We start from the raw sequence: 15,492 nt of genomic DNA, 5'->3' as shown, positions 1-15,492 counted from the left end.
TCGTTTCAGGAGACAACCATGCGTACCCAGGTCGCCATCATCGGCGCCGGCCCCTCGGGCCTGCTGCTCGGACAACTGCTGCACAAGGCCGGCATCGACAACATCATCGTCGAGCGCCAGAGCGGCGAATACGTGCTGGGCCGCATCCGCGCCGGCATTCTGGAACAGATCACCACCGACCTGCTGCGCGAGGTGGGCGTGGGCGCGCGGCTGGATGCCGAAGGCACCGTGCACCACAGCATCGAGCTGGTGTTTGCCGGCACGCGCCACGCCATCGACGTGCACGGCCTCACCGACGGCAAGGTCGTCACCGCCTACGGCCAGACCGAACTCACGCGCGACCTGATGGAAGCGCGCAGCGCCGCCGCGCTGCCCACCGTGTACGAAGCCGCGAACGTGGAGGTGCTGGACTACGACAGCGAGCACCCGAAGGTGCGCTACCAGAAGGACGGCCAGACCCACGAGATCGAGTGCGACTTCATCGCCGGTTGCGACGGCTTCCACGGCGTGTGCCGCGCCAGCGTGCCCAAGGGCGCCATCCAGGAATACGAGAAGGTCTATCCCTTCGGCTGGCTGGGCGTGCTGGCCGATGTGCCGCCGGTCTCGCCCCACGCCATCGTGTACGCCAACAGCGAACGCGGCTTTGCGCTGTGCTCCATGCGCAGCCTCACGCGCAGCCGCTACTACGTGCAGTGCCCGCTGGACGACAAGGTCGAGGACTGGAGCGACCAGCGCTTCTGGGACGAGCTGCGCCTGCGCCTCGACCCCGAGATGGCCTCCCGCGTGATCACCGGCCCCACGATCGAGAAAAGCATCGCGCCGCTGCGCAGCTTCGTGGCCGAACCGATGCGCTTCGGCCGCATGTTCCTGGCGGGTGATGCGGCCCACATCGTGCCGCCCACCGGCGCCAAGGGCCTGAACCTGGCGGCCAGCGACGTGAAGTACCTCTCGGGCGCCTTCATCGAGTACTACCAGGACAAGACCTCGGCCGGCATCGACACCTACTCCGAGCGCTGCCTGCGCCGCGTCTGGAAGGCCGAGCGCTTCTCGTGGTGGCTGACCTCGCTGATGCACCGCTTCCCCGACACCGCCGGCTTCGGGCAGAAGATCCAGGAAGCCGAGCTCGACTATGTCGTGAACTCGGTCTCGATGTCGCGCTCGCTGGCCGAGAACTACGTGGGCCTGCCGCTGAACTTCGGCGAAGCCTGAGCCAGCGGGTACATTGCGGCGACACCCTCTTCCAGAGAACCGCCGCCATGAGCCCCTCTTCCCGCACTGCCCCCGCCCTCCAGCCGCTGCGCGGCGTTCGCGTGCTCAGCCTCGCCCTGAACCTGCCGGGCCCGGCCGCGCTCATGCGCCTCAAGGCCATGGGCGCACGCTGCGTGAAGGCCGAGCCGCCGGCGCCCAAGGCTGCGCCGGCCGGCACCAGCGGCGACCCCATGGGGCAGTACAACCCGCGCGCCTACGCCACCCTGCACGACGGCATCCGGGTGATCTCCGTCGACCTGAAGTCCGAGAAAGGCCAGGCGGCGCTGCACAAGGAGCTGGCGCGCACCGACGTGCTGCTCACCTCGTTCCGCCCCTCCGCACTGGAGAAGCTGCAACTGGGCTGGAAAGGCCTGCACAAGCGCCACCCCGGGCTCTCGGTGGTGGCGATCGTGGGGGCACCCGGTGCGGCAGCCGAGGAGCCCGGGCACGACCTGACCTACCTCGCGCAGGCCGGTCTGGTCACGGGCCTGGACTTGCCGGCCACCCTGTTTGCCGACATGGGCGGCGCGCTGCTGGCGGGTGAAGCGGTCCTGCAGGCGGTGCTGCTGCAGAAGACCCGCAGCAAGTCGACATTTCAGGAAGTGGCGCTGTCAGACGCGGCCGACTGGCTGGCCCTGCCGCGCACCTGGGGCCTGACGCAGCCGGCGGGCGCGGTCGGCGGCGCCCATGCGGGCTACCGCGTCTACCCTTGCAAGGACGGCCGCGTGGCCGTGGCGGCGCTGGAGCCGCATTTCGCCGCCGCGCTGTGCGCCGCGGCAGGCCTGCCGGCGTCCGATCTGCGCTCGCTGTTCAAGCCCGACACGCATGCCGCGATCGCCGCCTTCCTGCTGGGCAAGACGCGCCAGCAGCTGGATCGGCTGGCAGCGGACAAGGACATTCCGCTGCACACGCTGGCCTGACCTACTGCGCGCCCTTGCCGGTGAGCACCACGCCCACGGTCTCGAAGATGACGACGAGATCGAGGAACAGGGAGTGGTTCTTCACGTAGTACAGGTCGTACTGCAGCTTCTCTGCGGTGTCTTCCACCGTGGATCCGTACTGGTAGCGGACCTGCGCCCAGCCGGTCACGCCGGGCTTGACGCTGTGGCGCACCGCGTAGAACGGGATCTCCTGCGTCAGCTTCTCGACGAAGAAGGCGCGCTCGGGGCGCGGGCCGACCAGGCTCATGTCGCCGTTGAGCACGCTGAAGAGCTGCGGCAGCTCGTCGATGCGCAGCTTGCGGATGACCTTGCCCACGCGCGTGACGCGGCTGTCGCCCGCCGTCGCCCAGCGGGGAATGCCGTCCTTCTCCGCGTCGGTGCGCATGCTGCGGAACTTCACCACGTTGAAGGGCTTGTTGTTCAGGCCCACGCGTTCCTGCTTGTACAGGATGGGGCCGCTGCTCTCCAGCTTGATGACGAGCGCCGCCACCAGCATGATCGGCAAGGCCAGCAGGATTAGCACGACCGCGCCCGCGATGTCGAACAGGCGCTTGATGGTGGTGCGCAGGAAGCCCTGGTCGAAGCCCTCGCCGAAGATGAGCCAGCCGGCGGACACCGCGTCGAGGCGGATCTGCCCCATGTGCTGCTCGAAGTAGGTCGCGATGTCGGTCACGCGCACGCCGGCCAGCTTGCAGTCGAGCAGCTCGCGCATGGGCATGCTGCCGCCGCGGCGCTCGGACAGGGCAATCACGATCTCGTGGACACCCTTCTCCGCCACCACCTCGGTGAGCGACTGCCCGGGCTCCAGCGTGCCCCAGTTGGTCACCACGTGCTCGCGTTCGTTGGGACTGGCGAAATAGCCGGACAGCTCGGCGCTCGATGAGGCGCGGCGCAGGTTCTCGCCAACCGCCTGGGCCTTCGCGCCGGTGCCATACACCAGCACCTTGCGGCGCGTGAGCGACTTGGGCAGGAGCTCGCCGGTGAGCACCTGGATGACCAGCAGCAGGCCGGTGGCCATCATCACGATCACCACCGCCCAGGTGTGCCCGTAGAAGGCCTTCATCGGCAGCAGCAGCAGCACACCGACGACGATCAGGCCCATCATCATGAAGGACACCAGCACGCGGGCGCGCAGTTGCGTGTTGTTGAACACGCTGCCCCGGTCGTACAGGCCCAGGGCCGAGTTGACCGCCAGGAAGCCCATGCTCATGAGCAAGGCGCGGAACACGCCCTGCCCGATCTGCACGGCCGTGAGGTCTTCGGCGTCGGAAAGAATCACCAGGGTCGCCATGAACGCCGCGCTGATCAGGAGCAGGTCCATGAACATCTGCAGCAGCGTGCGGCGGTCGAAGTAGTGGTTGAATAGCTTGATCAAACTTCTTTTTCCTGAAATGGGCCCTGCGATCGGGCACGGCTCGGGCGTCCGTCCGAGAATACCGCCGACACCCCCTGCTGACGTTCTGTTACAGAACGTGAATATTGCGGTATTCGCCGGAAGTGTGATGTTGTCAACAGGATTAACAGCAGCATAAAAGCGATGCGCGGCAGTTCGGTGACGCTGATGACCAGGCCCAGCACCCCCATGGCCGCAAGCGAACCGGCCAGCGCCAGCGCCAGCGGGTCGCCTGCCTTGAGGCCTTGCACCACGCAACGCCAGGCCCACGCGGCCAGCAGACCGAACACGAGCCAGCCCAGCAGGCCGCGCTCGATGAGAACCTCAAGGTAGAGGTTGTCCATGTGCCAGGGTTTGAAGCTGCTTTGCGCGGCGGGCAGCCAGTGGCTCAGACCCGCTGAAAAATCGCCGTTCTCCAGCACCTGCGCGCCCTGCGGATCGATCAGCTCGACGGCATGGATGCGGGCGGGCTGCCCGGTGCTAAGCACCGTCAGCGCGAACATGCCTTCGCGCCAGGCCACGGCGCGGCTCGCGTCCGAGAAGACCTGGCCGGACAAGGGAATGTCGTGCCATGCCGCCGCATCGGTGATGGGCGCTTCGGGCCTCACATGCTTCCACTGGCAGCGGAAGTCGTACAGCAGATGCCGCTCGCAGACGCTGAGCAACAGCACCACGGGGGCGTCGGTGTCGTAGCGGATGCGGGCGCGGTAGTGGCCTTTGGGCGCCAATGCGATGCGCTGGGTCAGCCCGAAGTCGTAGGCGGCCTCCTGGCGCGTCAGCGGGCCCCTGAGCGTGACCTGTCCGGCGCCCGCAGCGTCCCGCGACCAGCGCGCCTGCCCCGGGAATTCGCCGTCGGGCACCTGCGCGCTGTAGTGCGCGGGAAGCCGCCCGGCACCCAGGCCCAGCACCCAGTCGGTGGGCGTGCGCAGCAGCCCGAGCCCGCTCTGCCAGTGGGCCACGCGGTCCACCAGATCGGTTTCGGAGCGCGCCAGCCGGCCCGACATGAACGAGTGGCCGCCCAGCACCCACACGGCCTCGGCCACCAGGGCGAACACCAGCACGCGCAAGGCCCAGCCTCGCCGCTGGCCGCCCGACGCCGGCTGGATCCCGCACCGCCGGGCCATCACCACCATCACGATCAGCGACACGGTGACGGCCAGGTACAGGCCGCGGGAGTACGTGGTCAGCACGGCGTAGGTGCTCAGCACGGCCAGAACGGCCGCGCCGCTCCAGCGCCAGCCACCGGGCGCCAGCCACACGGCCCAGAAGGCCACCGGCACGGTCATGGCCAGGTAGGCGTCGATCGCGCCGCCGCCCACGTGCATTTCCCAGAAGCTGGCCACCGTGCGGTAGGAGTCGGAGAAGTTCAGCACGCCGACGTAGCGCCAGCGCTCCCACAGCACCAGGGCGCAGACCCAGGCAAGCCCGCAGGCCAGGCCCGCCAGGGTGAAGCGTGCCATGCCCCGCTGCTGCTCGACCGGCACCTGCCGCAGCAGGGGGTACAGCAACAAGGCCCAGAGCAGGCTTTTGGACACGCGCAAGGGGTTGAAGGCACTGGCGTAGTCGGCGTGCAGGGCCTGCCACCAGGCATCGCCCGTGGCCGCAGCGCGTGGATCGACCCCGGCGTCCTGCAGCCCGATGCCGAGGCTGAACAAGGCGGATGCGCCCAGCGCAACGAGCAGGCAGGCCCAGACGCGGTCATCCTGATTCGTGGCCGAAGGCGACACCGCGGCTCTCGCCGCCACACCGAATCTCAGGGTCAGGCCGGCCAGCACGGCCAGCACCAGCAGATCGAATTCATCGATCAACCACCATCCCGTGAGCGGCGCGAAGCTGGCGACCGGCAGCAGCGCGGCGAGCAAGCCTCCGACGGTCCAGGGCCGCCAGGCAGCCCAGGCCATGCACAGGCACAACGCGCCCATGAGGAACACGGGCGCCAGGGGATGGCGGGCGGCCAGGCCCAGACAGGCCAATGCCGCAACGGTGCCCAGGATCAGCAGCGCGCCGGTTCGCGGGCGCGCCATGGCTCAGCGCCCGATGGGCAGGTAGTCGAAGCCCTGGCTGCGCACCCAGGCCGGGTCGTACAGGTTGCGACCGTCGACGATCAGGGGCTGCTTGAGCTTGGCCTTGATCAGGTCGAAATCGGGGCTGCGGAACTCTTTCCACTCGGTCACGATGATCAGCGCGTCCGCGCCTTCCAAGGCCTCGTTGGGGCTCTGGGCGTAGCGCACGCGGGGTTCGTCGCCCAGCACGCGCTGGGCCTCGTGCATCGCGACCGGGTCGTAGGCCGTGGCCGTGGCGCCGGCGGCCAACAGGTCGGCCAGCAGCTCCAGGCTGGGCGCCTCGCGCATGTCGTCGGTGTTGGGCTTGAAGGCCAGGCCCCAGACCGCGAAGTGGCGGCCTTTCAGGTCGGCGCCGAGCTGGCGCTTGACCTTGTCGCCCAGCACGTGTTTCTGCGCATCGTTGGCGGCCTCCACCGCGGTCAGCACCTTCAGGTCCAGGCCGGCGTCATCGGCGGCCGTCTTGATCAGGGCCTTGACGTCTTTCGGGAAGCAGGAGCCGCCGTAACCGGCACCGGGGTACAGGAAGTGGTAGCCGATGCGGGGATCGGAACCGATGCCCTGGCGGACCATCTCGATGTCGGCACCGAGCTTCTCCGCCAGGTTGGCCAGCTCGTTCATGAAGCTGATGCGGGTGGCCAGCATGGCGTTGGCGGCGTATTTGGTGAGTTCGGCGCTGCGCACGTCGGTCACGATCAGGCGATCGCGGTTGCGCTGGAAGGGGGCGTACAGCGCGCGCATCAGATGCACCGCCTGCTCGTCGTTGGCGCCCACGATGATGCGGTCCGGCCGCATGAAATCCTCGACCGCCGCGCCTTCCTTGAGGAACTCGGGGTTGGACACCACCGAGTAAGGCGTCTGGACGCCGCGCTTCTGCAGTTCTTCGGCGATCGCGTCCTTCACGCGATCGGCCGTGCCCACCGGCACCGTGCTCTTGTCGACGACCACCTTGTAGTCGGTCATGCGCTGGCCGATGTTGCGCGCGGCGGCCAGCACGTAGCGCATGTCGGCCGAGCCATCTTCGTCCGGCGGCGTGCCCACCGCGATGAACTGGATGGTGCCGTGGTTCACCGCGCGGTCGATGTCGGTGGTGAAGTGCAAGCGGCCTGCCGCGACGTTGCGGCTGACCATCTCCTGCAGACCGGGTTCGTAGATCGGGATGCCGCCTTCTTCCAGGATGCGGATCTTCTCCGGATTCACATCCAGGCACAGCACGTCGTTGCCCACCTCCGCCAGGCAGGCGCCGCTGACCAGACCCACATACCCCGTCCCTACCACAGTGATTTTCATGATGATTCTTTTCAGGCCAATAGATTCACAAAGCGCTCATCATAGCGGCCGAACAAGTCGCTTTTGGCACCGAAATGCAGTCATTACGTTGCATCCGACACGCTCGCGGCTATCATGATCCAGACATAGAAATGGGGAATTCCATTGAAACCGAGGCGCGGGTGGTTCTTTGTCGCGACGGCCGGCCCGCTGGTGCTGCTGCTCGCGACCACCGCCTTTCTGGTGAGCGAGCGGGGCCAGGGCCTGCTGGCCCAGGCGAGCGCCCGCAGCCCTCAGGAGCTCATCCGATACACCCAGCACCGGCTGCAAGGCCACCCGACCCTGGAGTGGGCCTTGCTTCCCGGTCTGCGCGCGCTGCAACGCCGCTGGGAGCGGACACCGCCGCCGGGACCGCTGCCCACGCTGGGCAAGGGTCAACAGCGTGTGCCCCTCGCGCCCGCCGGCCCCGAAGCCGGCACGGTGATCCGTGTGGACACGGCCGCCGGCCTGGCCCAGGCGCTCGAAGAGGCCCGCCCCGGCACCCACATCGTGATCGCACCCGGGCGATACCGCTTCGACAAGACCTTGCGGCTCGGGCATGACGGCGGCGCTCAGGCGCCCATCCGGGTCAGCGCCCTTCTGCCTGGCAGCGTGAAACTGGAATTCACCCAGGTCTCGGGCATCCAGATCGACCGGCCCCACTGGACCTTCGAGAACCTGGACATTCTGGGCTCCTGCGCGCGCGACCACGACTGCGAACACGCCTTCCACGTGGTGGGCCGTGGAGCCTTCTTCACCCTGCGCAACAACCACGTGCAGGACTTCAATGCGCACATCAAGGTCAACGGGCTGAACGGCGAATGGCCCGACCACGGCCTGGTGGCGTTCAACACCCTGACCAACCGCGACACCCGGCAAACCGACAGGCCGGTCGTCATGCTCGACCTGGTGGGCGCCAGCCACTGGAAGGTGCAGGACAACCTGGTCAGCAACTTCGCCAAGGGCCAGGGCAACCGGGTCGCCTACGGCCTGTTCATGAAAGGCGCCGGTGAGGGTGGCCGCATCGAACGCAATCTGGTGATCTGCTCGCCCACCGACGTGTCCCGCCCGGGCGAGCGGGTGGGTATCTCGTTCGGCGGGGGCGGCACCCAACCCGCAGCGGTCTGCCGCTCGGACGGCTGCGCGGCCTTCGAGCACCGCCACGGGCTCGCGGCCAACAACATCGTGGCGCACTGCAACGACGCCGGGCTCGACATCAACCGGGCCAGCGACATCGTGCTGGCCCACAACACCCTGATCAACACGGCCGGCGTCACCGCGCGGCGCGAGCCCACCCAGGCCCGGTTGCTCAGCAACCTGCTGGACGGAAACATTTATGCCCGCGACGGCGCCGCTCTGGACCTCGAATGGAACCTGAATGCACCGATGGACCCGATTTTCGTGAGCCCGGATGCCTTACTTCTGCAATGGTTCAAACCGCCGGAATCAATACCTTTGCGGACCTTTGTAACCAATGATTTCCGAGGCCTGGTGAGGCGCAACGCCACGCTGCCCGGGGCGCTGGAACAGGATTCGCTGGGGAAATCCCCCTCTTCCCCGGCCAACTGACGCCTTTCGGCCCGAACCGGCCTCGCGGGCGGCACGGCACGCAACTCGTAACACGTGGCAACAGGGCTGTAGTCCGACTCCTACGACAATAGAGGCTGCGGGGCATCTGGCGTGCCTGCCATCCCTGGCTTCCCCGACCACGACTCGAAAGCGCGAGGCGCCAGTCAGGTCGGTTTTTTTGTGCCATCGGCATTTCACGGGCTTGGTTCATGCTTTCCGCATGTCGTTCTGGAAGGTCTGCCTGTCGGGCCATGCTCCAGCCGCTGAAATGCCACCCGTAAAGTCAACTGAATCGCCCGTTTTCGTGACCGTGGTCACAAGCCACCAGAAATTTCGACCGTTCGCTCTCGCCAGCTCACCCCTCATCGGCATCGCAGCACGTCCAACATGAATACCTCCATGACCCCCGCCATCCGCGACGCCAAGTGGCTCTCCGTGCTCTTCATGATGGTGACGATTGCGGGTTGTGGCGGTGGTGGCGGCGGCGGTGGCACCGCCGCAGCCCAGACGCCGAGCGAGACCGTGACCTCGACCCCCGCGCCTGCGCCCGCACCGACCACGTCACCGCGCCCTCCGGCGCCAGCTCCGGCTCCGGCTCCTTCCCCCGCACCCGCACCCGCCCCAGCTCCTTCTCCGGCGCCTGCGCCCGCACCGGCTCCTGCCCCGGCGCCGGCACCCGCCGTGGGTGCCAGCGGCCTGGCCTGCGCGGCCACCGCCATCACCTGCGTGGAAGTCTCTTCCGCCACCGCGTCCAGCGCCCTGCCCATCACCTTCGGTCAGCCCTTCAAGGCCGGTTCCTTGCTGGCCAGCCAAGGCCTGGTGGCCACCGACAGCAGCGGCGCGAGCGTGCCCCTGCAGATGGATGAAGTCAGCTCCCACCGCGACGGCTCCGTGCGCTTTGCCGTGCTCAGCGCCAAGGTCAGCAACCTGGCGGCCAACCAGCCCAAGCTGATCAACCTGTTCGCGGGCGCCAAGTCCTCGGCCACCCAGACCATTCCAGCCAGCCCCGACTGGAACCTCGAGATCGAGGCCAAGGTCTACAACGGCAGCACCCTGGTCTCCACCCTGGTGGCCAAGCCGCAGGACCTGCTCAAGCAGCAGATCGCCCAGGGCTCGGGTCGCCGCCTCAATGGCAGCGTGGCCACCGAGTACACCGTGGTCGCGCCGTTCAAGGACAGCGCCAGCAACGCCGAGCACCCTCACCTCTCGGCGCGGCTGCACACCCGCCTGTACGACGGCGGTGCCAGCATCCGCACCGACATGGTCCTGGAGAACAACTGGACCTTCAAGGCCAACCCGGGCAACCTCACCTATGAGCTGACCGTGCGCCGCAACGGCCAGGTTGTGCACACCCAGCCGCGCCTGACGCACTACTACCAGGCCCGCTGGCACAAGGTGCTGTGGACCGGTACCACGCTGCCCCAGTACCGCGTGCGTCACCACATGCCGTACTTCCTGGCCAGCAAGGCCACCTGGAACTACGACCTGAGCCTGCGCATCTCCGACTCGGTCCTGGCCGATGAGGCCCGCGTGCTGGCCGCCTCGAACACCGCGCCCATGGGCCCGGCCATGCTGGTGCCGTACTTCCCGACCACGGGTGGTCGCTCGGAGATCGGTCCGCAGCCGCGCTGGACCGCGCTGTACCTGATCACCCAGGACGACCGCGCCCGCGCCAGCATGCTGGCCAACGCCGATGCCGCCGCCAGCGTGCCGGTGCACTACCGCGACGAAGGCTCCGGCCAGCCGCTGGACGTGGAGCGCAACCCCAAGGTGTCGGTGCGCTTCGGTGAGTCCACGCCCAAGCTGCCCACGCCGACGGGCACCACCCCCTACACGCCGGACACAGCGCACCAGGCTTCGTTCGGCTACATGCCTTACCTGATCACGGGCGACGCCTTCTACCTGGACGAAGCCATGTTCTGGGCCAGCTGGAACATCGCCGGCGTGGACCCCTACTACCGCGAAGATGCCAAGGGCCTGATCTACGGCAACGAGGAACGCGCCCAGTCCTGGGCCCTGCGCTCCATCGACGAAGCCGCGCGCATCGTGCCCGACAGCCACCCCATGAAGTCCTACTTCCAGACACGGTTGGCCAACAACCTGAACTGGTACGTGCAGAACTACCCGCAGAACGCCAACGCCGCAGCCCGCTCGCCCTTCGGTGCCATCAAGAGCCCGTGGGACACCAAGGTTGCCGGCCCCTGGCAGAACGACTTCATGACGCTGGTGCTCACGCAGATCGCAGAAGACGGCGACACCCAGGGCCGTGCCATGCTGAACTGGATCACCAAATTCACGGTGGGCCGCTTCCTCAATGAAGCCAACGGCTTCTGCGTGGCCAAGGCCCCGGGCTACTGGTGGACCGTCACCGATTCGAGCAACCAGTTCTTCAGCAGCTGGAAGACCCTGTTCGACACCAACTACGCCAGCCTCAAGAGCACCCCGTGCGCCGGCATGGCGATCACCGAAGGTTCGCCGGACCGGGTCGACGACTACGCCGCCTACGCCCGCGCCATGCTGGCCGCCACCACCAGTGCCGGTGTCACCGGCGCCAGCGGTGCCTACGCCACCTGGAAGTCCATGACCCCCCGGATGGACGCCGGCTTCACCAGCGACCCCACCTGGGCCATCGTGCCGCGCTGAGCGGACGACCGCCTGCCCCTCGCCGCCGTCCAGCCATTGGACGGCGGTTTTCCTGATTTCCTGAGTTCACGCCCGATGGCGGGAAATGCCGTGCGCATTTTCCGCCAATCCGCATTCTGAAACGCAGGCGGCGGAATTCTTTCTTTCATATTCTTTCAACTCACCCCCTTTTTCGTTACGACGAAGAATGGTCCAATCCGTTGAGCAGAAAAAAACCACCGTCCGGCGGTTTGCTCTCAACTTTGAATTAACCCATCCGATAACTCTGCCTCGCTGAATTTGATTTCCATTTGAATTAACTTCCGACCCGCTTCGCCCCCTCGGCGCAGTGTTGTCACTGTGGGGAAATCACGGTTCCGGCCACCAGCTTTCCCGCTAGGCAATCGGCCCGGCACCCCGTGTTTTTCGCCATTCAATTCCGGCGCCTCAAAAAAGAGGCCGCACCGTGAAATGGCTGCGGGAAGTTAATAAAACACCTCAATCATTTCAACATGTTTCGCGACATGCATCACGCATGCCGCGCATCGTTTCCCGGCGCCTGCCCATCGGCTTGCAATCCCAAAATGCCGGTCGTCGAATTACATTGAATTCCAAGACCTGTTGACCTATCAGGCCCAGTTTTGAACCACCTTGCCCAGGCGGTTGTTTTCTTCCTCGATTTTCAGGTGATTTTTATGTCTTCAAACCCTTCTGTCCCACGCCCGGCGTCGCATGCCAGCGTGCTGGCCGCCTGCGCGGTGATGTTCTCGATGGTGGCCGCCTCGGCGCAAGCCCAGACGACGACGACCGCCGCCGCCTCCTCTTCCACCTGGACCCAGCTCTCCAAGGAAGGCAAGCTGTTCGTGGTCTCCGGTACCAAGAACGTGCGCTTTGGCACCGGCAGCCGCTGGGTCTACAAGTCGGTTCGCACGGTCGGGCTCTGCTCCACCGGCTATTTCGGCACCGATCCTGCCAAGGGCTCGACCAAGACTTGCGAAGTGATCGCGGCGGCGACCCCGGCACCTGCTCCGGCCCCGGCACCTGCCCCGGCACCTGCTCCGGCACCTGCTCCGGCACCTGCTCCGGCACCTGCTCCGGCACCTGCTCCGGCACCTGCCCCGGCACCTGCCCCGGCACCTGCCCCGGCACCTGCTCCGGCACCTGCCCCGGCACCTGCCCCGGCACCTGCTCCGGCACCTGCTCCGGCACCTGCCCCGGCACCTGCCCCGGCCGTGGGTACCGGCGGTCTGGCTTGCGCTGCCAACGCCATCACCTGCGTGGAAGTCTCTTCCGCCACGGCGTCCAGCGCCCTGCCCGTCACCTTCGGCCAGCCCTTCAAGGCGGGCTCCGTGCAGTCCAACCAGGGCCTGGTGGCCACCGACAGCAGCGGCGCGAGCGTGCCCCTGCAGATGGACGAGGTCAGCTCCCACCGCGACGGCTCCGTGCGCTTTGCCGTGCTCAGCGCCAAGGTCAGCAACCTCGCGGCCAACCAGCCCAAGCTGATCAACCTGTTCGCGGGTGCCAAGTCCTCGGCCACCCAGACCATTCCCGCCAGCCCCGACTGGAACCTCGAGATCGAGGCCAAGGTCTACAACGGCAGCACCCTGGTCTCCACCCTGGTGGCCAAACCGCAGGAGCTGCTCAAGCAGCAGATCGCCCAGGGCTCGGGCCGCCGCCTCAACGGCAGCGTGGCCACCGAGTACACCGTGGTCGCGCCGTTCAAGGACAGCGCCAGCAACGCCGAGCACCCGCACCTCTCGGCGCGGCTGCACACCCGCCTGTACGACGGTGGCGCCAGCATCCGCACCGACATGGTCCTGGAGAACAACTGGACCTTCAAGGCCAACCCGGGCAACCTCACCTATGAGCTGACCGTGCGCCGCAACGGCCAGGTCGTGCACACCCAACCGCGCCTCACGCACAACTACCAGGCGCGCTGGCACAAGGTGCTGTGGACCGGCACCACACTGCCCCAGTACCGCGTGCGCCACCACATGCCTTACTTCCTGGCCAGCAAGGCCACCTGGAACTACGACCTGAGCGTCAAGATTCCTGAGTCGGTCCTGGCCGACGAGGCCCGCGTGCTGGCCGCCTCGAACACCGCGCCCATGGGCCCGGCCATGCTGGTGCCGTACTTCCCGACCACGGGTGGTCGCTCGGAGATCGGCCCGCAGCCGCGCTGGACCGCGCTGTACCTGATCTCGCAGGACGACCGCGCCCGCGCCAGCATGCTGGCCAACGCCGATGCCGCCGCCAGCGTGCCGGTGCACTACCGCGACGAAGGCTCCGGCCAGCCGCTGGACGTGGAGCGCAACCCCAACGTGGCCGTGCGCTTCGGCACCTCGACGCCCAAGCTGCCCACGCCGACGGGCACGACCATCTACACGCCCGACACGGCACACCAGGCTTCGTTCGGCTACATGCCTTACATGATCACGGGCGATGCCTTCTACCTGGACGAAGCCATGTTCTGGGCCAGCTGGAACATCGCGGCGGTGGACCCCTACTACCGCGACGGTGCCAAGGGCCTGATCTACGGCAACGAGGAACGCGCCCAGTCCTGGGCCCTGCGCTCCATCGACGAAGCCTCGCGCATCGTGCCCGACAGCCACCCCATGAAGTCGTACTTCAAGACCCGGCTGGCCAACAACCTGAACTGGTACGTGCAGAACTACCCGCAGAACGCCAACCCGGCCGCCCGCTCGCCGTTCGGCGCCATCAAGAGCCCGTGGGACACCAAGAAGGCCGGCCCCTGGCAGAACGACTTCATGACGCTGGTGCTCACGCAGATCGCCGAAGACGGCGATCCGCAGGGCCGCACCATGCTGAACTGGATCACCGGTTTCACCGTCGGCCGCTTCCTGAACGAAGCCAACGGCTTCTGCATGGCCAAGGCCCCGGGCTACTGGTGGGACGTCACCGACGCGAGCAACCAGTTCTTCAGCAGCTGGAAGACCCTGTTCGACACCAACTACGCTGGCTCGAAGGGCGCCTCGTGCACCGGCATGGCGATCACCGAAGGTTCGCCGGACCGGGTCGACGACTACGCCGCCTACGCCCGCGCCATGCTGGCCGCCACCAGCAGCGTCGGTATCACCGGTGCCAGCGGTGCCTACAGCAAGTGGAAGTCCATGACCCCGAAGATGGATGCCGGTTACGTGAACGACCCCACCTGGGCGATCGTGCCGCGCTGATCCCGGTTCACGCGCTCTGACCTTCAACAACCCTCTCTTCGCAGAGGGTTGTTGCTTTTGGGGAGGCGGTTTTCCGAAGGGCCGACAGGCGCTTCAGTGAGCGACGGCGGCCCTGTCCTTGCCCAGGGCCACCCGCGAGCGGGCGAGCCGCTCGATGCCGGTCAGGGTGGAGAAGGTGCCACCCATGGTGTCCCGGAAGAAGCGCAGCACCGATTCGATGTTGGCGAGGAAGGCTGCGAGGTCTTCCTCGGTCCTGACATACGGGGTGTTGCCCGGTTGCAGCGTCGGCGAGTGGTAGGTCATGGTGAAGACCCGCACCCCCGCGTCGAACAAGGTGGTGAGCAGGCGCTCCTGCGTTTCCACGTCAAAGCCTTCCGGGCTCAACCGGCCGCGCTCCAGCCATTTCATGCGGCTCATCACGCCGGGCAGGCGCAGCCGTTGCGAGAGGTTGCTCCCGACGATCCACGGGCAGAACGGCCCGATCTCGCGCATGCTGCCCGAATAGCCCACCGTCATCGGCACTTCCAGCAGGCTGCGGGAAGCGTCGAGGAAGAAGGGCCGGTCGGACATGCCCTGGTAGTTCGGGCCGCCGTCATAGGAGAAATTGGTGTGTGGCACCACGCTGCAGTCCACGGTGTAGCCCAGGTCCCGCAGGATGCCGAAGGTGTTCGGGCCCACGCCGTAGCGCCCCGCCTTGAACACGCGGGGCGCGCGCCCGAAAGCCTGGGCGACCGCGTCGGTGCTGCTGCGGATCTTGGCTTCTTCCAGCTCTCGGGGCAGGTTCCCATGGTAGGAGTTGAAGCTCGACACCTTCTCGCGGTGCGGTGGCGTGACCCAGGGGTGGCAATGGGTACCGAACTCCGCCCGTCCCGCATCCACCAGGCCGCGCAGATACCGCGTGGCAGGCGCTGAGGTCGCTACCGGGTAGTCGATGACGTAGGTCGGCACGACCCCCAAGCGGTCGTAAAGCGCGTGAATCCGGTCCTGGGCCGAAATGGAGCGCGTGGCGGTGGCCTGCCGGTTGAAGGGCTGACTCCAGTTGAACTCCTCCTCCGTGTCCACGACCACGAGCATCACGGGCGAGACAAGTCCCAGCTCGACGGGTTGCGGGTTCAACCCCGGCAACCTCGTCGCCCGCCCTCTCCACACCCGTGTTG

The 15,492-nt window shown here is 67.1% G+C and carries 11 protein-coding genes; 5 read left to right on the top strand and 6 right to left on the bottom strand.

The features are described 5' to 3' along the window. Positions 1–18 precede the first annotated feature (18 nt). A complete protein-coding gene (gene pobA / locus AC07ZS_RS01795) occupies positions 19–1,209 on the top strand; it encodes a 4-hydroxybenzoate 3-monooxygenase (protein ID WP_494796919.1) in 1,191 nt (396 codons plus the stop codon). Positions 1,210–1,256: 47 nt separating this feature from the next. Beyond that, positions 1,257–2,168 carry a CoA transferase gene (locus AC07ZS_RS01790; protein WP_494796918.1) on the top strand — a complete coding sequence of 304 codons (912 nt, stop codon included), beginning with the start codon at positions 1,257–1,259 and terminating at the stop codon, positions 2,166–2,168. Between the two features lies 1 nt (position 2,169). On the opposite strand, the gene AC07ZS_RS01785 is transcribed toward AC07ZS_RS01790, so the two are convergent. From AC07ZS_RS01785 to AC07ZS_RS01775, 3 genes are read right to left on the bottom strand one after another with little or no spacing between them, the layout of a single operon-like run. Next, positions 2,170–3,564 (bottom strand): TIGR03013 family XrtA/PEP-CTERM system glycosyltransferase, encoded by a 1,395-nt coding sequence (locus AC07ZS_RS01785; RefSeq protein ID WP_494796917.1) that lies wholly within the window; start codon positions 3,562–3,564, stop codon positions 2,170–2,172. Further along, a complete protein-coding gene (locus AC07ZS_RS01780; RefSeq protein WP_494796916.1) occupies positions 3,561–5,606 on the bottom strand; it encodes an O-antigen ligase family protein in 2,046 nt (681 codons plus the stop codon). The genes AC07ZS_RS01785 and AC07ZS_RS01780 overlap by 4 nt, the downstream gene beginning before the upstream one ends. Before the next feature lie 3 nt (positions 5,607–5,609). Beyond that, a complete protein-coding gene (locus AC07ZS_RS01775) occupies positions 5,610–6,932 on the bottom strand; it encodes a UDP-glucose dehydrogenase family protein (protein WP_494796915.1) in 1,323 nt (440 codons plus the stop codon). A 144-nt stretch (positions 6,933–7,076) separates the two neighbouring features. On the opposite strand from AC07ZS_RS01775, the gene AC07ZS_RS01770 reads away from it, so the two are divergent. Then, the gene (locus AC07ZS_RS01770) at positions 7,077–8,519 is read left to right on the top strand and encodes a right-handed parallel beta-helix repeat-containing protein (RefSeq protein ID WP_494796914.1); all 1,443 of its coding nucleotides are present in this window, start codon (positions 7,077–7,079) and stop codon (positions 8,517–8,519) included. A gap of 399 nt (positions 8,520–8,918) precedes the next feature. After that, positions 8,919–11,162 (top strand): RIFT barrel domain-containing protein, encoded by a 2,244-nt coding sequence (locus AC07ZS_RS01765; protein ID WP_494796913.1) that lies wholly within the window; start codon positions 8,919–8,921, stop codon positions 11,160–11,162. Positions 11,163–11,823: 661 nt separating this feature from the next. Here the strand turns inward: AC07ZS_RS01765 and AC07ZS_RS01760 are convergent. Both AC07ZS_RS01760 and AC07ZS_RS01755 read right to left on the bottom strand, forming a co-directional pair. Beyond that, complete coding sequence (locus AC07ZS_RS01760; RefSeq protein ID WP_494796912.1) at positions 11,824–11,988, bottom strand: hypothetical protein; 165 nt, start codon at positions 11,986–11,988, stop codon at positions 11,824–11,826. 105 nt (positions 11,989–12,093) lie between these two features. Continuing rightward, positions 12,094–12,411 (bottom strand): hypothetical protein, encoded by a 318-nt coding sequence (locus AC07ZS_RS01755; protein ID WP_494796911.1) that lies wholly within the window; start codon positions 12,409–12,411, stop codon positions 12,094–12,096. Here AC07ZS_RS01755 and AC07ZS_RS01750 point away from each other — a divergent pair. Continuing rightward, a complete protein-coding gene (locus tag AC07ZS_RS01750) occupies positions 12,374–14,335 on the top strand; it encodes an RIFT barrel domain-containing protein (RefSeq protein WP_494796910.1) in 1,962 nt (653 codons plus the stop codon). The two genes, AC07ZS_RS01755 and AC07ZS_RS01750, sit on opposite strands and share 38 nt — an antisense overlap. Before the next feature lie 93 nt (positions 14,336–14,428). On the opposite strand, the gene AC07ZS_RS01745 is transcribed toward AC07ZS_RS01750, so the two are convergent. Next, positions 14,429–15,451: a polysaccharide deacetylase family protein gene (locus AC07ZS_RS01745; RefSeq protein WP_494796909.1), complete on the bottom strand. Its 1,023-nt coding sequence runs from the start codon at positions 15,449–15,451 to the stop codon at positions 14,429–14,431. Positions 15,452–15,492 lie beyond the last annotated feature (41 nt).

This window comes from Hydrogenophaga sp. GW456-12-10-14-TSB4, assembly GCF_059424305.1.
The sequence above is the reverse complement of the archived record's forward strand: the minus strand, read 5'-3'. Positions and strand labels throughout refer to the sequence as shown.

What these genes read in the sequence shown, in the direction of transcription:
- pobA (WP_494796919.1), top strand. Translation starts at nt 19, where the DNA reads ATGCGTACCCAGGTCGCCATCATCGGCGCCGGCCCCTCGGGCCTGCTG.
- AC07ZS_RS01790 (WP_494796918.1), top strand. Translation starts at nt 1,257, where the DNA reads ATGAGCCCCTCTTCCCGCACTGCCCCCGCCCTCCAGCCGCTGCGCGGC.
- AC07ZS_RS01780 (WP_494796916.1), bottom strand. Translation starts at nt 5,606, where the DNA reads ATGGCGCGCCCGCGAACCGGCGCGCTGCTGATCCTGGGCACCGTTGCG.
- AC07ZS_RS01775 (WP_494796915.1), bottom strand. Translation starts at nt 6,932, where the DNA reads ATGAAAATCACTGTGGTAGGGACGGGGTATGTGGGTCTGGTCAGCGGC.
- AC07ZS_RS01765 (WP_494796913.1), top strand. Translation starts at nt 8,919, where the DNA reads ATGACCCCCGCCATCCGCGACGCCAAGTGGCTCTCCGTGCTCTTCATG.
- AC07ZS_RS01755 (WP_494796911.1), bottom strand. Translation starts at nt 12,411, where the DNA reads ATGGCGTTGGCAGCGCAAGCCAGACCGCCGGTACCCACGGCCGGGGCA.